We start from the raw sequence: 16328 nt of genomic DNA on the forward strand, positions 1-16328 counted from the left end.
ATTTGGTGCCGGCGGGGCCGCCCGGGGCTGCTCCGGCACCCCGGAGTGGGGCGCCTCCGGCTCCTCCACCCCGCGCGGGGCGGGCCCGGCCCCGCGGCCGGGCCCCTCGGCGTGTGCGCGGGGTACGCGGCGCCGGTCAGCGCAGCCCGCGCCCCAGAGCCGTGATCAGCTCACCGTCGGGGGTGTCCCCGCTCAGCTCCCAGAAGAAGGCACCGCCGAGCCCCTGGTCCTTGGCCCAGGCGGCCTTGCCGCGCAGGGTGCTCGGCGTGTCGTAGCTCCACCACTCGTCCCCGCAGCGGGCGTACGCCGTGCCCGCGACCGTGCCGGTGGCCGGGCAGCGCGTCTTGAGCACCTTGTAGTCCTCGCTGCCGTCCTCCCACAAGCCCGGCGCCGGGCCGGTGGCGCTGCCGCCGGGCGCCGACTGCGTCACCCCGGTCCAGCCGCGGCCGTAGAAGCCGACACCAAGGAGCAGCTTGCGGGCCGGGACGCCCAGCCGGCGGAGCTTGTCCACGGTCACCACGGCATTGAAGGTCCGCTCCGGGATGCCGCGGTAGGCGGTCAGCGGCGAGTGCGGGGCGGTCGGGCCGGTGGCCGACCAGGTGCCGAAGTAGTCGTACGTCATCGGGTTGTACCAGTCGACGTACTTCGCCGCGCCCCCGTAGTCGGCCGCCTCCAGCTTGCCGCCCGGCGAGGCGTCGGCGGTGACGGCCGCGGTCAGCAGGTCCTTGTGGCCGAAGCGCTCGCGGAGCGCGCGCATCAGGCGCGGGTACGCGGAACGGGCGCTGGTGTCGCAGGTCATGCCGCAGGCGCCCGGGTACTCCCAGTCGATGTCGATGCCGTCGAAGACATCGGCCCAGCGCGGGTCCTCGACGAGCCGGTAGCAGGAGTCGGCGAAGGCCTTGGGGTCGGCCGCGGCCTGGCCGAATCCGCCGGACCAGCTGAAGCCGCCGAACGACCAGAGGATCTTGAGGTCCGGGTACTGCTTCTTCAGCTTCCGCAGCTGGCCGAAGTTGCCGTGCAGCGTGCCCTCGGTGGTGCTGTCGGCGACACCGTCGACGCTGCCCGCCGCGTCGTAGGGCTGCTCGTAGTCCGCCCAGGAGTCGCCGACGGCGCACTTGCCGTCCGTCACATTGCCGAAGGCGTAGTTGATGTGGGTCAGTCGGTCCGCGGAGCCGGAGGTCGCGATGTCCTTGACGTGGTAATTGCGGGCGTAGACGCCCCAGTCGATGAAGTACCCGACGACTTTGGACCGGCTGTGGCTGTCGTGGTGGCCGTGCCCCTGGCCCTGGCCCTGTGCGTGTGCGGATCCGTGGGAGGCCACGCCGGCGGTCGCGGGCTGGGCCGCGGCGGGGCCGGTGACCAGGCCCGCCGTGGGCAGCGCGGTGCCTGCGGCGACGAGGCCGACGAGGGTTCTGCGGACGCGTGATCCCTGCTGTCTGGGCATGCGGTTACCTCGGGTCGGAGACGGGTGGAGACGCGCGGGAGTGCGGGGCCACCCTAGGAGGACTAGACCAATGGGGTCAATGGTCTGCACCATTACGGAATCCAGCCCTCCGTGACCGGGCGTCAGCCCTCCCCGTCACCGCCCGACGGGCCGTCAGCCCCGCAGATGGCCCAGCCCCGGCGCCCGGTCCAGGTAACCCCGCAGCAGACGCCGCGCGACGGCGACCGAATCGACGAGCGGATGCAGGGCGAAGGCCCGCAGCGCCGCGGAGCGGTCCCCGGTGGCCGCGGCCAGGATCACGTCCCGCTCCACGGACTTGACGGCGGTCACCAGGCCCACCGCGTGACCCGGCAGCGGATCGCCCGCGATCGGCCGGGCACCGTTGGCGTCCACGAAGCACGGCACCTCGACGACCGCCTCGGCGTCCAGCGGCTCCAGGACGCCGCGACTGCGGACGTTCAGGATCAGCGTCGTGCGCTCGTCCCGCGCGATGGCCCGCATCAGGGCGAGCGCCACGTGCTCGTACCCGCCCGACTCCAGGTCGGCGGCGTCCCGTTCACCCGCGCCCGCCGCCTCGCGGACATCCGCCCCGTAAGTGGCCTCGCGTTCCAGGCGGGTCGCGTCCCAGGTCGCGAAGGGCGGCGTGCCGGGCTCCCGCATACGGTCGTAGAAGCTCCGCTGCTGGTCCAGGAGGAAGGCCCCGCGGGTCCGCTCCGCGGCGCGGGCGGCGGCGACGGCCTCCCGCTCGAAGTAGTAGTAGTGCAGGTACTCGTTGGGGACCGCGCCGAGCGCGCGCAGCCAGTCCGCCCCGAAGAGCCGCCCCTCCTCGAAGGACGCGACCGCCGCGTCGTCGGCGAGCAGGCGGGGCAGCACGTCGACACCGTCGACCCGGACGGCGCTCAGCCACCCCAGGTGGTTCAGCCCCGCGTACTCCAGCCGCGCCCGCGCCGGATCGACCCCGAGCGCGTGGATGACGCGCCGGCCGAGACCCACCGGGGAGTCGCAGATGCCGATGACGCGATCACCCAGGTGATGCGCCATCGCCTCGGTGACCATGCCCGCCGGATTGGTGAAGTTGATGACCCAGGCGTCGGGCGCGAGCCGCGCGACGCGGCGGGCGATGTCGACCGCGACGGGGATCGTGCGCAGCCCGTAGGCGATGCCGCCGGCGCCCACGGTCTCCTGCCCGAGCACCCCTTCGTCCAGCGCGACACGCTCGTCCACGACACGGCCGGCCAGTCCCCCGACGCGGATGGCGGAGAAGACGAAATCGGCCCCTTTGAGGGCCTCGTCCAGATCGGTGGTCACGGTGAGGACGGGCCCGCCGCCTCCGGGGGCCTCGGCCTCGGCCATCTCGCGCAGCACCCGCACCACGGCGTCGAGACGCTCCGCGTCGAGGTCGTGCAGCGTGACGTGCGTGACCCGGCCCTCAGCGCGGTCCCGCAGCAGGGCCCGGTGGACCAGCGGAACGCGGAACCCGCCGCCGCCGAGAATCGTGAGCTTCATACCTCGGCATCCTCCACCCCTCGCCCCCGCGGACGAGGTCCGGGCCCTCGCGTCGACCGGCCCGACCCTACCGGGGGGCGGTCCGCGGAACGCGGAAGCGCTGCCGCGCGAGGTGACGGGCGGGCAGCCCTGCTGGGCGGGCGGGCAGGATCCCGGAAGCCAGACCGGGCAGCCGGCTGTTTTTGAGCGCCCGGACGGTGCGACGACGACGGGCGCCGCGCGCGAGGGCGGAGCCGGCCAGGCGTTCTCGACCCTCGCATTACTTCAGACGCAGCGCACAGCCCACCGCCATGATCCAGAGGGTCCCGGCCCGGCCTCGGGGAACACCGGTCCGCCTCGACGGCGACACGCCGCCTGGAAGACGGAACACAGACCGGAGGCGGGGACCTGCCCGGCCCCGACGGGTGTTCGCGCCCCTACCCTGCTCCCATGGACGCGCCCGCCATCCGCCAGCTCCGCTCCGTCCTCGAACGCGCCCTCGGGGACCCGGGAATCGCCACGTCCCGGTCCCGGGCGGAGCGGCTGCGGAAGGCCACCAGCGTGCTGGAACGTGCGGCCACCGACGTCCCCCCGCAGGCGCTCCGCAGCCTGGACACCCTGTTCGCCGACGACGTCCTCGGCCATCCCGACCGACCGGACACCGTCCTCGGCCGGATCGCGGCCGGCCTCTACCGCACCCGGGGCGTCGACGTCGGCAAGGAGCTCACCGCCGCCAGTCGGCGCGACATCATGGACGGCATCGCGGACCTCAACCGCGCCGCCGGGCGCCCCTCGTTCTGGTGGGAGGCCCGCGGCATGCGCCCGTGGTCCAAGCACACCAAGGAGCCGATGGACTTCACCGGGCACGTGGTGCTGCGCCGGGCCCTCAGCACCCCGGTGTCCGCCCGGCGCGAGCCGTACCGGCTGCGGATGCTCGCCGTGCTGGAGATCCTTTGGGCCACCGGTGTCCCCCGTGAGGGCCTGGTCGCCGCCGACACCACCGATCTGGCCGACGGGGAGTCCCGCATCCGGCTGACGGTGAACCTGCCCGGCCGAACCGCCGCGACGGAGCAGGAGTTCACGCTCCCCCGCTCCGCGCGGTCCGCGCTCCGCCTGTGGCTGCCGGTGCGCCGGCAGGTCGTCGCCCAGCACCTGGACGCGGGGCCGGACCACCCCGCGAACCAAGCGCTGTTCGTCACACTGCGGCACACCGTGGCCGAACCGGCGTCAGGCGCCTCGCGGATGGTGCCGCCCGGTATCCGCATCACCGGGAACGGCCTGGAGACCGACTACAGCAAGTGGGCCCGGAACCTCAACGGCGAGCACGTCGGCCAGAAGGGCTGGCCGGTCCCCACCGACCTGTACACCGTCGCCCGGGGCGGCGCCGCCCAGCGCGCGGCCAGGGGCCGTCCTCAGGGACGTGGCGCTGCCCAGTAGTCGCCCAGCATCTCCCCGGGCCACGACGGCTCGCGCACGGGCCCCTGTGGGCCCATGTCCCGGAAGTACGGGGCCAGGTCCAGGACCGGGGTGCCCACGACCGCGTCGAGGTCGGTCACGTGGAGGTCGAGCCCGTCGACCTTGACCAACCGCGGGAAGCTCGTGGCGATCTGATTGGGACGGCGGTGATTGCGGTGGACGAATGTTCCCGTGGCCGGCCAGGCCGGGTTGTTGCGGGGGCTGCGCGCGTGCAGCGCCACGTCGTCCGGCGACGCCAGGTGGAACGCCCACATGACGACCAGGTGGGAGAACTCGTCGATGCCCTGCACCGTCTCCGGGGGGAACCGGTCGTCGAGGCGGATGACGGACTGCACGCCGCCCCAGTAGTCGTCAGTGACCTCGGTACGGCCGGCCACCACGCGACCGATCGGCTCCAGCTGTAACACGTCGTCTCCCCCTGGTTGGTCAGGCCGGATCCGACGGGAACGCGGCCCTGCGGGTGTCAGTCTCCCGTACTGCCCGCACCTCTGGCTGCCGAGACGGCAACGGCGCGGGCGCACGAGGTCCACGGTCCTGTTCAGGGTGCCCACGTCACCGACGATGCTCAGCGACGCGGAGATGACGGCGCCACCGCGCACGCGCAGGCATCACCGGGCCCGGGCCGGGTAGGCGCGGGACAGCCCGTGCGGCGAACGGGTGGCAGCGCCCGCGTGGGCGGCGCGCGGGCGCTGCGGGGAACCGCCCGGCAGGCAGACCTGGCCGGCGGTGCGGTCGGCCGGGGTGGGCGCGCAGTCCGGTGCCGGATGACGCGTGGCGGTGCCCGGGCGCGGGCACCCCGGGCGGTTACGGTCCGGGCATGGGACCGGGAATCGTCTTCGCGCTGTGCGCCGCGGTGTTCATGGGAACGGCGACGGTCCTGCAGGCCATGGGCGCGCGGCGGGCCGTGGCCGCGACGCCCGGCGCCGCGGGATCGGGCGCCCGCACGCTCGTGGCGGCTCTGCGGCGATGGCCGTTCGTGGCCGGTGTCGCACTCGACATGGCGGGCTTCGCCGCGGAGTTGGTGGCGCTGCGGTCGGTGCCGCTGTTCGTGGTGGAGGCGGCGCTCGCGTCCTCCCTGGCCGTGACGGCGGTCGCCGCGGCCCTCCTGCTGGGCGTGCGGTTGCGGCGCCAGGAGTGGGCCGCGGTCGCGGCCGTGTGCCTCGGTCTGGTCGTCCTGGCGGTCTCCGCGGGACGCGACGGCCACGGCGAGGGCACCGAACGGCTGCGGCTCGCGGTCCTCGTGGTGGCCCTGGCGCTGGCCGTCGCCGGCCGGGTCACGGAGCGTGCCGCGCCCCGCAACCGCGCGGCCGTCCTCGGCGCGGTCGCCGGGCTCAGCTTCGGCGTGGTGGCGGTGGCCGTGCGGATGCTGGTCGGCTTCACACCGCGCGAACTCCTCACCGACCCGGCCGCGTACGCGGTGGCCGTGGCCGGTGTCACCGGCTTCGTCTTCCTGGTCGACGCCCTGCAGTCGGGTTCGGTGACCGCCGCCACCGCGGCCATGGTGATCACCGAGTCACTGTGGCCGGCGGTCTTCGGCGTCGTCTGGCTGGGCGACACCACCCGCCACGACCGCGCACCGCTGGCGGTCCTGGGCTTCGCCCTGTCCATCACGGGCGCCCTGGCCCTCACCCGCTTCGGAGAGGCGGAGCAGACGGCCCCGCCTACCTGAAAGGCCGGTGACGGGCCCATTTCGGGCGGACGGAACACGCCCCGCCCCGCCCCTCCCCGCCCCGCCTGCCCGAACCCGCCTCCGCAGGCCGGTGTCGCGCCCGGCGCGGCGCATGGCCAGCTTCAGGGAGGCGGAATGGACCTCCGGGACGTCGGCACCCCGGCAAGGTCGACGCCGCTCCCCCGCACGCTCCTCGCGGCCCAGCGGGCCGGTGTCGCGCTCAACGCCGCCCAAATGGCCCGCTTCGCGGGAAGGCGCACGGTCAGTGGCCCGGCCAGGTCCAGTCCGTGACCTCCGGGAGGTCGACGCCGTGCTCGCGGATCCACGCGTGGTGCCGCAGCCGTACGTCCTCCATCTGCTGCCGGACGGCGGCGGCCCGCACCGCGAGGCCGGGGACGCGGTCGATGACGTCCATGACGAGGCGGTAGCGGTCGAGGTCGTTGCGGACCACCATGTCGAAGGGGGTCGTGGTGGTGCCGATCTCCTTGTAGCCGCGTACGTGCAGGTTGTCGTGGCCGGTCCGGCGGTACGCCAGACGGTGGATGAGCCACGGGTAGCCGTGGTAGGCGAGGATCACCGGCTTGTCGCGGGTGAACAGGGCGTCGTACTCCGGGTCGGCCATGCCGTGCGGGTGCTCGTCCCCGGGCAGCAGCCGGGCCAGGTCGACGATGTTGACGACGCGCACGGCGAGTTCCGGCAGGTGCCTGCGCAGCAGCGTGGCGGCGGCCATCACCTCCAGGGTGGGCACGTCGCCGGCGCAGGCCAGGACGACGTCCGGTTCGCGGGTGCCGTCCTCGGTGCCGGCCCACGCCCATACGCCCGCGCCGCGCGCCGTGTGGGCGCGGGCGGCCTCCAGGTCCAGCCAGTCGAAGCAGGGCTGTTTCCCGGCGACCACCACATTGACGTGGTCGCGGCTGCTCAGGAAGCGCTCGGTCACCGCCAGCAGGGTGTTGGCGTCCGGAGGCAGGTAGACCCGCACGACCTCGGGCGCCTTGTTCAGGACGTGGTCGATGAAGCCCGGGTCCTGGTGCGAGAAGCCGTTGTGGTCCTGGCGCCACACGTGCGAGGTGAGCAGGTAGTTCAGGGACGCGACGGGGCGCCGCCAGGGCAGCGCGCGGGTGGTCCGCAGCCACTTGATGTGCTGGTTGACCATGGAGTCGACGATGTGGGCGAACGCCTCGTAGCAGGAGAACAGCCCGTGCCGCCCGGTGAGGAGGTAGCCCTCCAGCCAGCCCTGGCAGGTGTGCTCGGACAGGATCTCCATGACGCGGCCGTGCCGGTCCAGGTGCTCGTCCACGGGCAGTGCCCGCGCCTGCCATGCCTTGCCCGTCGCCCCGTACACCGCGTCCAGGCGGTTGGACGCGGTCTCGTCGGGTCCGACGAGGCGGAAGTCGCGGCGCTCGGCGGTGGCCTCCATCAGCTGCTCCAGCAGCCCGCCGAGGACCCGGGTCGGCTCGTGCAGGGAGGCACCGGGTTCGCCGACCTCGGCGGCGAAGCGCTCCAGCGGGGGGAGCGGCAGGTCGCGCAGGAGCAGTCCGCCGTTGGCGTACGGGGTCGCGCCCAGCCGGTGGTCGCCCGCGGGCACGCAGGCGAGCACCTGGGCGCGCGGCCGGCCCTGCTCGTCGAAGAGCTCCTCCGGACGGTACGACCGCAGCCACGCCTCCAGTTGGGCCAGGTGGGCGGGGTTGTCGCGGACGCCGGGCAGCGGCACCTGGTGGGCGCGCCAGGTGTTCTCCACCGGCACGCCGTCGACCTCGGCCGGGCCGGTCCACCCCTTGGGGGTGCGCAGCACGATCACCGGCCAGCGCGGGCGCCCTTCCGTGCCGTCCTCGCCGTCGCGGGCGGCGCGCTGGATGCGGGCGATGCGGTCCAGAGCGGTGTCCATGGCGTCGGCCATCGCGGCGTGCACGGACAGGGGGTCGTCGCCGGTGACGTGGAGCGGGTCGTGGCCGTAGCCCCGCAGCAGTTCGTCGAGCTCGGTCTCCGGCAGCCGGGCGAGGACGGCCGGGTTGGCGATCTTCCAGCCGTTCAGCTGGAGGATCGGCAGGACGGCGCCGTCGTGGACGGGGTCGAGGAACGTGTTGGAGTGCCACGACGCTGCCAGCGGGCCGGTCTCCGCCTCGCCGTCGCCGATGACGCAGGCGACCAGCAGGTCCGGGTGGTCGAAGGCCGCGCCGTACGCGTGGGAGAGGGAGTAGCCGAGTTCGCCGCCCTCGTGGATCGAGCCGGGGGTCTCGGGGGCCACGTGGCTGGGCACACCGCCGGGGAAGGAGAACTGCCGGAACAGCCGGGCCATGCCGGCGGCGTCCCGGGTGACGTCCGGGTAGGTCTCGGTGTAGCTGCCCTCCAGCCAGGAGTTCGCGAGCACCGCGGGACCCCCGTGGCCGGGGCCCCAGACGCACAGCGCGTGCAGGCCGCGGGCGGCGATGACGCGGTTGAGGTGGGTGTGCACCAGGTTCAGGCCGGGTGAGGTGCCCCAGTGGCCGAGCAGCCGGGGCTTGACGTGCTCGGGGCGCAGCGGTTCGGTGAGCAGTGGATTGGCCATCAGGTAGATCTGGCCGACGGCCAGGTAGTTCGCGGCGCGCCAGTGGGCGTCCAGCGCCCGCAGCTCCTCGTCGCGCATGGCGGTCCTCCGAGGGATCGGGGGTGTGGGGGGTGGCCGGGATGTCCTCGTCCACCCTCGGCCCCCGCCGGTCCCGCGCGCCGGTACGACACGGTCGCGGCGGCGAGTCGTCCGGAAGCCGCCCCCGCGTCCGGGCGCGGCGGGTGATCCGGTGGCGACCGGCTGCCGGAACGACATCGGAGACCGCCGATTGAGCAGTTCCGTGCGAACAGGACCGCATTCGGCTCATCACCGGCAGCCGCCCGCCGACAGGCCCTAACGTCCCGGCAACGGCCCTGTACGGACCGCGCGAGGGACAGGGGAGAGCACGATGCACACGACCGGGGACCAGCGGGCGGCCGTTCGCCCCGCCGAGGGCGACAGCGCCGCAGAGGAGATGTTCCGGGCCCTGCTGGAGTCCGCCCCCGACGCCATGGTCATCGTGGACGACACGGGCACGATACGGCTGGTCAACGCCCAGACGGAGTCGCTGTTCGGGCACACCCGCGACGAGCTGCTGGGCCGCCCGGTGGAGGTGCTGGTCCCGCGGCGCTTCCGCGGCCACCATCCGGCGTACCGCCACGGCTACGCGGGCAACCAGCAGGTGCGGCCCATGGGCGCCGGACTCGACCTGTACGGACTGCGCAAGGACGGCCGCGAGTTCCCCGTCGAAATCAGCCTGAGCCCGCTGCAGACGGCCGACGGCCTGCTCATCTCGGCGGCGGTGCGCGACGTCAGCGAGCGCAAGGCGGCCGAGGAGCGCATCAACGAACTGGCCGTCCTGGTCGAGTCCTCCCAAGACGCGATCCTGGCCAAGACCCTCGACGGCCGGATCACCTACTGGAACGCGGCGGCGCACCGCCTGTACGGCTACGCGGCGGACGAGGCGATCGGGCAGCACGTGTCCATGCTCGCCCCGGTGGAGCTCAAGGAGGAGATCGCCACCCTGCTCGGCCGCCTGGCGCGGGGCGAGCGGATCGAGCACTTCGAGACGCTGCGGGTCACCAGCTCCGGCCGGATGCTCGACGTCGACGTCACCCTCTGGCCGATCCGGGACCGGGACGGCGCCATCGTCGGCGCCTGCTCCATCGTCCGCGACATCGCCGACCTGCGGCGCGCGGAGGAGGAGCTGACTGAGCTGTACCGGCAGCAGCAGCACATCGCGCTGACGCTCCAGCGCAGCCTCATGGGCTCGCCCACCGAGCCCCCCGGCATGCACACGGCCAGCCGCTACTTCCCCGCGACCCAGGGCGCGGGCGTCGGCGGCGACTGGTTCGACCTGATCCCGCTCGGCGGCGGCCAGGTCGGTGTGCTCATCGGCGACGTGATGGGGCGTGGGCTGGAAGCCGCCGCCGTGATGGGCCAGTTGCGCTCGGCGGCACGGGCCCTCGCCAAGACCGGCATCCCGCCGCGCCAGCTGGTCCAGGCGCTGGACGCCTTCGTCCACGACCTGCCCGACCAGTTCGTCACGTGCTGCTACCTGGTCGTCGACCCGGACGCGGGCGAGGTCACGGTGTGCTCGGCGGGGCACCTCCCGGTGCTGCTGGTCGGCCCCGGACCGGAGGCGCCCGTACGGCAGCTGCCCGCGCCGATCAGTGTGCCGCTCGGTGTCGGCGACGTGCCGCACCAGCAGGTCTGCGTTCCGGTGGCGGCCGGTTCCACGCTGGTGTTGTACACGGACGGCCTGGTGGAGACCCCGCGTTCCGACATCGACGAGCAACTTGCCTGCCTCAGCGCCGAGTTGAGCAACGCCTTCGCGCGCTCGGCCGGGCTGGAGGAGGCCGCCGACCTGGTGCTGGCCGCGCTGCGGCCCGACGCGGACGGACACGCCGACGACGTCACCCTGCTGCTGGCCCGGCTGCCCGAGGCCCCGCTCGCGGCCACCGCGACGGAGGTCGACGCGGTGCCGTCGGCCGTCGCCGACGGACGGCGCTTCGTCCACGAGGCCCTGCACGCCTGGGAGTGCGGCCACGTGTCGGACGCGGCGTGCCTGCTCACCTCTGAGGTCCTGACCAACGCCGTGCGCCACGCCCAGGGCCCCCTGCGCCTGCGCCTGCACCGCACGGCGCTGGACGTCACGGTCGAGGTCTCCGACCACAGCACGCACATCCCGCAGCGCCGCCCCGCCGACCTCGCCGACGAGTCCGGCCGCGGCCTCCTTCTGGTCGAAGCCCTCGCCGCCGGCTGGGGCACCCGCCCCTCCAGCGACGGCAAAACCGTCTGGTTCACCCTCCACCTCCACCCCTGACCCGCGCCCCGAAGGAGCGCGAGGAACCGCGCAACCAGCCCCACCGCCCCGAAGGGGCGCGAGGAACTGCGCGCCCAGCCCCCACACACCCGCACCGAACACACAACGCCCACCCCCCCAAGGGGCGCGAGGAACTGCGCGCCCAACCCCCACACACCCGCACCGAACACACAACGCCCACCCCCCCCAAGGGGCGCGAGGAACTGCGCGACCAGCCCCCACACACCGGCACGCAACACACGACCGCACCCCACACAGCCCAGGCGGCCCAGGCGGCCCACGCGGCGAAGCCGCCTCAGTGGCCCGCCAGCACCTTCACCGTCGCGACGGCCACACCGATCCCCGCGTCCACCACGCCCGCGATCAGCGCGGTCGGCAGTCCGCCGCCCATGCGCAGGCCGCCGAGGCAGCCCCAGCCGAAAAGTGCGGCGATGTCGACGGCGGCCGAGGTCAGCAGCGCGGTCGTCAGCGCCATGAGCCCGAGCGCGGCCACCCCGACGAGGACGAGCGGTCCCACCGCGGCGAGCAGCAGCGGGCTGCTGACGTGCAGCAGTCGGCGCAGCTCGCGCCCCGTGGCCAGGCGGCCGGTCACGGTGTGGTGTGCCTGCTGGTCGGCGACCACCGCGGCCAGCCACACGCCGAGCGCGGCCGTGGCGACCGTGGCCGCGGCGCCCGCCGCGTCGACCTCGTCGCTCGCGGAGAGGCCGACGACGACGGAGATCATGGTGATGGCGGCGTAGATCCGCTCCTTGAGCCGCTCGGTGGCGGCCTCCACGTCCTCCGGCACGCCACCGGTCTACCCGCTCGACGGCCCCGTCCGCCGCCGGCACCCGCGATCTTCAGCCCATCGGCCCCGCGGTCTCCCACGCCGCGTCCCCTGCCGACAGCGCCTCGGGCCCGAGGTCGGCCGGGGTGCGGTGCCCGGACAGCGCGAGGGTGAGGTCGAACTCCGCGAGGAGGCAGCGGATGACGTGCTCGACGCCGCTCTGGCCGCCGAGGCCGAGCCCGTACGCGTAGGGGCGGCCGAGCAGGACGGCGCGGGCGCCGAGGGCGAGGGCCTTGAAGACGTCGTCGCCGGTGCGGACGCCGCTGTCGAAGAGGACGTCGAGGCGGTCGCCGACGGCCCGGACGACGGCGGGCAGGGCGTCGGCCGCGCCGATCGCGCCGTTGACCTGGCGGCCGCCGTGGTTGGAGACGACGACTCCGTCCATGCCGGCATCGGCGGCCATGCGCGCGTCGTCGGGGTGCTGGATCCCCTTGAGGACGATGGGACCCGCCCAGTGCTCGCGCAGGAACGCCAGGTCGGGCCAGCTCTTTGCGGGGTCGGCGAACATGCCGACGAAGTGCAGCACCGCGGCATTGGGGTCCTCCTCCACCGGTTTGGCGAGGCCCGCGCGGAACGCGGGGTCGGTGAAGTAGTTGGCGGTGCCGATGCCCTGGAGGAACGGCAGGTACGCCTGGTCGAGGTCGCGCGGCCGCCAGGCCAGCAGCGGGGTGTCGAGGGTGACGAACAGGGCCGTGTAGCCCGCCGCTCGGGCCCGCCGCAGGAAACTGGCCGTCACCTCGCGGTCCTTGGCCCAGTACAGCTGGAACCAGCGTTCCCCGTCGCCCATCGCCTCGGCCACCTGCTCCATGGGCGTGCTCGACGCCGACGAGGCCACGAAGGGCACGCCCTGGGCTGCCGCGGCCCGTGCGGCAGCGGGTTCGGCGTCGGGGTGGACGATGGAGAGCACGCCGACGGGGGCGAGGGCGAGCGGCGCCGGTATCCGGCGGCCCAGGACCTCGGTCGTCAGATCGCGCCCGGTGACGTCGCGCAGCATGCGCGGGACGATCCGGGCCCGGTCCAGCGCCTCGCGGTTGGCGCGCGCGGTGCGTCCGCTGCCGGCACTGCCCGCGACGTAGCCGAAGGCCTCGGCACCGAGCCGCTGCGCGGCCAGTTCCTCCAGCCGCGTCAGGTCCGTGGGCAGCGACGGCCGCAGGCCCGCCATCCCGTTGAGGTAGATCTCGTACTGGTAGTCCGCCCGGTCGGCCATGCGCGGTCCCGTCTCTCGTCCGGGTGAGGACTGTGTCAGGGCCGGGCCGCGGCGTCCACCGTCCCGTCAGGCCTCGGGCAGTTCGCGGGCCATCCGGGCGCGGACGACGCAATTGCGGCGGGTGATGACCGTCGCGGCGGCGACCGCGCTGCCGAGGAAGGCGACGGCCAGCGTCCACGGGCGGTCGAGGACATGTCCGGTGGCGTGGTCGAGGGACCAGCGCCCGGGGCCGGCGACGCCGATGCATGCGGCGGTGAAGCCCAGGAAGCACGGGTACTCGAAGCCTCCGGAGGCGGAGAAGAACCCGGCGGGCACATGGACGGAGACGGCCCCCGCCATCGCCCCGGCCGCGGCCGCCCCGGCGGCCGGGGTGGCGAGGCCCAGGGCGAGCAGGGTGCCGCCGCCCGCCTCGCCGAGCCCCGAGGCGAGGGCGCTGGCCCTGCCCGGTTCGAAGCCCATCGACTCCATGAATCCCGTGGCGCCCTCCAGGCCTTGGCCGCCGAACCAGCCGAAGAGCTTCTGCGTGCCGTGGGCGACGAGCACTCCGCCGAGTCCCATGCGCAGCGCGAGCAGTGCGAGGTCCTTGCGGTGGTTCAGCGGCATGGCCGGCTCCTGTTCGCGGGGGCGCGCCCCGGCGGGCCGGAGCATGGCTCCTTCCCAGTCTCGGGGGGCGCGGGGCGCGGCGCCGTCCGCGCTGGGCCGTCCGGACGTCGCCGGCCGTCAGGACGTGATGGCCACGGCCCGGCGCACGCACTCCTCGGAGCCGGCCGCGCGGAGCATGAAGTCGGCGACGTCGGCGCGGCTGACCCGGGAGGCGAGTCCGAGCCGCAGGTCGGTCCCGGTCCGGTAGACGCCGGAGTAGCGGCCCGCGGTGAGGACCGCGGGCTGCACGATCGTCCAGAGGTCGCCCTCGGCGCGGACGAGGGCGTCCTGCTCGTCCTTGTCCCGCATGATCGCGGGGAGCGCGAGGGACATCACGGCGCGGTAGGCGCCGCGGTGGCTCCGGCCCGTGCCGTACGCGCCGACGACGACCAGCCGCCGGACACCGTGGCCGCGCATCGCGGGGAGGATCCGCCGCATGGCCTCGGCGCAGATGGTGCCGCCGCGCGGCGGCCGCGTCCCGAGGGCGCTGAGCACCGCGTCGGCGCCCTCGACGACCCGGTCGACGTCGCGGGGGTCGCGCACGTCGCCGGGAAGGATGCGCAGGCCCTCGCGTCCGGTCAGGCCGACGGGGTTCCGGACGAGGACGGTGACCTCGTGGCCGGCGGCCAGTGCGAGGGGGACAAGCCGGCGCCCGAGGTGGCCGGTGGCTCCGAAGACGGCGAGGCGCATGTCAGCGGCGCTCCCGCGGCGCGTGCGCGGGGCGGGACGCGCCCGGCCCGTCGTGGGCCCGGTCGCCGGCGGCGTGGGACATGGCGGCCTCTCTCGGTGTCGTCCGGTCACCGCCATCCTCGGCCAGCGCGCGGACCGCGGCTACTTCAGCAGACGCGACATCCGGCGGTCCGCGAGCGGCTTGCCGCCGGTCTGGCAGGTGGGGCAGTACTGCAGGGAGGAGTCGCTGAAGGAGACCTCGCGGATGGTGTCGCCGCAGACGGGACAGGGCTCCCCGGTGCGGCCGTGGACGCGCAGGCCGGTCTTCTTCTCGCCTTTCAGTTCTCCGGCGGCCAGGCCGCGGGAGCGTTCGACGGCATCCTCCAAAGTGGTGCGCAGAGCTTGGTACAAACGGCTCACGTCCTCCTCGGAGAGGTTGGCGGCGAGCGCGTAGGGCGACATCTTCGCCGCGTGCAGCACTTCGTCGGAGTAGGCGTTGCCGACCCCGGCGATGACGCCCTGGTCCCGCAGGACGCCCTTGATACGGCGGCGCTCGCCTTCGAGCAGCGCGGCGAAGGCGTCCCGGGTGAAGGCGGCGTCGAGGGGGTCGGGGCCGAGCCGGGCGATGCCGGGGACGTCCTGCGGGTCGCGGACGCAGTGGACGGCCAGGCGCTTCTGGGTCCCGGCCTCGGTGAGGTCGAAGCCGGCGCCCTCGGGCTCGGCGAGGAGCAGTCGCAGGGCGAGCGGTCCCTTGCCGGGGCGCGGCGGGAGCGCGGGCAGGTCGTCCTTCCAGCGCAGCCAGCCGCCGCGGGCCAGGTGGACGGCGAGGTACGGCCCGTCGCCGTCTTCGGTGGTCCACACGAGGAACTTCCCGCGCCTGCCGACCGCGGTGACGGTGCGTCCCACGAGGGCGTCCAGCGGCGGGTCGTACGTCTTGAGGACGCTGACCGCGACCGGCATGACCCGGCCGACGGCGTGCCCGGTCATCCGGCCGGTGAGGTATCCGGCCAGGGCCTCCACTTCCGGCAGTTCCGGCATGCGACCAGTGTGCCGCGACCGGTGGATGCATGCGACCGGCATGCGCCCCGCATCCGCCCCGCTCTGTCCGGTTTACCACCCAATACCGGGAGGTGAACACAGAGTTGGATGATCGGAACAACTGGACAGCGAGGGGTCTTGTATGAATGATCGGGACCCATGGCCGAATCTCTCCCCCTGCCCCCCGAGGTGCCGCTCCCGGACACCGCGGCGTTGGACCCCACCGAGGTGATCCTCCGCCCGCAACCGGTCGAGGCGGGTGAGGCCGACGAGGTCAGGATCATCAGCGGAGAGGTCGTCGGCGGCCGCCACCGGGGCACCCGCCGCGGTCCCGGCCGGGGCTCGGTCGGCACCGCGGTGCTCACCGCCACCGGCGCCGTCGCCGGGCTGTCGATGCTGATGCCGCACGGTGCCGCGGGCACCGTCGCCGGCGGGGCGCAGGAGCCGGTCGTCGCCCTGCCCGACACCGAGGTCAAGGACGCCGTCGCGCCCCCGGCCCCCGGGGCCACCGCCTCCGCCCGCGCGACGGAGACCGACGGCGACACGGGGACCACCGTGACGACGGCCGCGGTGACGAAGGCCGCCACCGGTACCGGTGGCACCACCACCGTGCAGGACGCCGTGGAGCACACCTCCGGCGACCAGGACGGCCCCAAGGACACCCCCCGTCACGCGCGCCCCAACGGCACTTGGGACAGCCAGGACTGGCAGGAGGCGGTCATCCGCACCACCTCCGCACACCACCGCCACGGGCACGGCGAGCACCAGGGCCGGCACCGCATGGGCGACCACCAGCAGCACTCCACGGGATTCGGCGCGGGCCACGGCCATGGCCACGGCAAGGGCATGGGTTTCGGGGGCGGCGAGCGCCGGGGCGGCCAGAACGGCGACAACGCCTGAGAACGCGGGCGGCACTGGACGCCGCCTCCTCCTGACGCATCGTCATCAGTGTGCCCCGCGGCAGGCGCCGCCCATCGTCCCCGCCCATGAACGCCGTGTCGTCCGCTGTCCAAGGCGGGGCG

Annotated in this window: 13 protein-coding genes; 4 read left to right on the top strand and 9 right to left on the bottom strand. The window is 74.3% G+C overall.

Features of this window, described 5'->3' with window-relative positions; all coding sequences use genetic code 11:
* Positions 1-136 precede the first annotated feature (136 nt).
* Both ABZ883_RS32185 and ABZ883_RS32190 read right to left on the bottom strand, forming a co-directional pair.
* On the bottom strand, positions 137-1444 hold the full coding sequence (locus tag ABZ883_RS32185) for a glycoside hydrolase family 18 protein (RefSeq protein ID WP_360912461.1): 1308 nt from the start codon (positions 1442-1444) through the stop codon (positions 137-139).
* A 153-nt stretch (positions 1445-1597) separates the two neighbouring features.
* Positions 1598-2950, bottom strand: a complete 1353-nt coding sequence (locus ABZ883_RS32190) for a 6-phospho-beta-glucosidase (protein ID WP_360912463.1) — start codon at positions 2948-2950, stop codon at positions 1598-1600.
* Positions 2951-3379: 429 nt separating this feature from the next.
* Between ABZ883_RS32190 and ABZ883_RS32195 the strand changes: the two genes are divergently transcribed.
* Positions 3380-4366 (top strand): hypothetical protein, encoded by a 987-nt coding sequence (locus ABZ883_RS32195; RefSeq protein ID WP_360912465.1) that lies wholly within the window; start codon positions 3380-3382, stop codon positions 4364-4366.
* Here the strand turns inward: ABZ883_RS32195 and ABZ883_RS32200 are convergent.
* Positions 4342-4812, bottom strand: a complete 471-nt coding sequence (locus ABZ883_RS32200; RefSeq protein WP_360912467.1) for an SAM-dependent methyltransferase — start codon at positions 4810-4812, stop codon at positions 4342-4344. The two genes, ABZ883_RS32195 and ABZ883_RS32200, sit on opposite strands and share 25 nt — an antisense overlap.
* A 410-nt stretch (positions 4813-5222) precedes the next feature.
* On the opposite strand from ABZ883_RS32200, the gene ABZ883_RS32205 reads away from it, so the two are divergent.
* A complete protein-coding gene (locus ABZ883_RS32205; protein ID WP_360912469.1) occupies positions 5223-6074 on the top strand; it encodes a DMT family transporter in 852 nt (283 codons plus the stop codon).
* Positions 6075-6336: 262 nt separating this feature from the next.
* Here the strand turns inward: ABZ883_RS32205 and ABZ883_RS32210 are convergent, their stop codons facing one another.
* On the bottom strand, positions 6337-8697 hold the full coding sequence (locus tag ABZ883_RS32210) for a phosphoketolase family protein (RefSeq protein WP_360912471.1): 2361 nt from the start codon (positions 8695-8697) through the stop codon (positions 6337-6339).
* A gap of 310 nt (positions 8698-9007) precedes the next feature.
* Between ABZ883_RS32210 and ABZ883_RS32215 the strand changes: the two genes are divergently transcribed.
* On the top strand, positions 9008-10924 hold the full coding sequence (locus ABZ883_RS32215; RefSeq protein ID WP_360912473.1) for a PAS domain S-box protein: 1917 nt from the start codon (positions 9008-9010) through the stop codon (positions 10922-10924).
* A gap of 295 nt (positions 10925-11219) precedes the next feature.
* Here ABZ883_RS32215 and ABZ883_RS32220 read toward each other — a convergent pair whose 3' ends face one another.
* The 5 genes from ABZ883_RS32220 to ABZ883_RS32240 all read right to left on the bottom strand — a co-directional run bounded on the left by ABZ883_RS32220 (position 11220) and on the right by ABZ883_RS32240 (position 15306).
* The gene (locus tag ABZ883_RS32220) at positions 11220-11711 is read right to left on the bottom strand and encodes a hypothetical protein (protein ID WP_360912474.1); all 492 of its coding nucleotides are present in this window, start codon (positions 11709-11711) and stop codon (positions 11220-11222) included.
* Positions 11712-11763: 52 nt separating this feature from the next.
* A complete protein-coding gene (locus ABZ883_RS32225) occupies positions 11764-12957 on the bottom strand; it encodes a lactate 2-monooxygenase (RefSeq protein WP_360912476.1) in 1194 nt (397 codons plus the stop codon).
* A gap of 66 nt (positions 12958-13023) precedes the next feature.
* A complete protein-coding gene (locus ABZ883_RS32230) occupies positions 13024-13560 on the bottom strand; it encodes a DoxX family protein (protein ID WP_360912478.1) in 537 nt (178 codons plus the stop codon).
* Between the two features lie 117 nt (positions 13561-13677).
* On the bottom strand, positions 13678-14289 hold the full coding sequence (locus ABZ883_RS32235; RefSeq protein WP_360912480.1) for an NAD(P)H-binding protein: 612 nt from the start codon (positions 14287-14289) through the stop codon (positions 13678-13680).
* Between the two features lie 141 nt (positions 14290-14430).
* Positions 14431-15306 carry a DNA-formamidopyrimidine glycosylase family protein gene (locus tag ABZ883_RS32240; protein WP_360912482.1) on the bottom strand — a complete coding sequence of 292 codons (876 nt, stop codon included), beginning with the start codon at positions 15304-15306 and terminating at the stop codon, positions 14431-14433.
* 159 nt (positions 15307-15465) lie between these two features.
* On the opposite strand from ABZ883_RS32240, the gene ABZ883_RS32245 reads away from it, so the two are divergent.
* A complete protein-coding gene (locus ABZ883_RS32245) occupies positions 15466-16206 on the top strand; it encodes a hypothetical protein (protein ID WP_360912484.1) in 741 nt (246 codons plus the stop codon).
* Positions 16207-16328: the final 122 nt, after the last annotated feature.

The organism is Streptomyces sp. NPDC046977, from assembly GCF_040644455.1.
GTDB lineage: Bacteria > Actinomycetota > Actinomycetes > Streptomycetales > Streptomycetaceae > Actinacidiphila.

What these genes read in the sequence shown, in the direction of transcription:
- ABZ883_RS32225 (WP_360912476.1), bottom strand. Translation starts at nt 12,957, where the DNA reads ATGGCCGACCGGGCGGACTACCAGTACGAGATCTACCTCAACGGGATG.
- ABZ883_RS32240 (WP_360912482.1), bottom strand. Translation starts at nt 15,306, where the DNA reads ATGCCGGAACTGCCGGAAGTGGAGGCCCTGGCCGGATACCTCACCGGC.
- ABZ883_RS32215 (WP_360912473.1), top strand. Translation starts at nt 9,008, where the DNA reads ATGCACACGACCGGGGACCAGCGGGCGGCCGTTCGCCCCGCCGAGGGC.
- ABZ883_RS32210 (WP_360912471.1), bottom strand. Translation starts at nt 8,697, where the DNA reads ATGCGCGACGAGGAGCTGCGGGCGCTGGACGCCCACTGGCGCGCCGCG.
- ABZ883_RS32245 (WP_360912484.1), top strand. Translation starts at nt 15,466, where the DNA reads ATGGCCGAATCTCTCCCCCTGCCCCCCGAGGTGCCGCTCCCGGACACC.
- ABZ883_RS32190 (WP_360912463.1), bottom strand. Translation starts at nt 2,950, where the DNA reads ATGAAGCTCACGATTCTCGGCGGCGGCGGGTTCCGCGTTCCGCTGGTC.
- ABZ883_RS32230 (WP_360912478.1), bottom strand. Translation starts at nt 13,560, where the DNA reads ATGCCGCTGAACCACCGCAAGGACCTCGCACTGCTCGCGCTGCGCATG.
- ABZ883_RS32195 (WP_360912465.1), top strand. Translation starts at nt 3,380, where the DNA reads ATGGACGCGCCCGCCATCCGCCAGCTCCGCTCCGTCCTCGAACGCGCC.
- ABZ883_RS32185 (WP_360912461.1), bottom strand. Translation starts at nt 1,444, where the DNA reads ATGCCCAGACAGCAGGGATCACGCGTCCGCAGAACCCTCGTCGGCCTC.
- ABZ883_RS32235 (WP_360912480.1), bottom strand. Translation starts at nt 14,289, where the DNA reads ATGCGCCTCGCCGTCTTCGGAGCCACCGGCCACCTCGGGCGCCGGCTT.
- ABZ883_RS32205 (WP_360912469.1), top strand. Translation starts at nt 5,223, where the DNA reads ATGGGACCGGGAATCGTCTTCGCGCTGTGCGCCGCGGTGTTCATGGGA.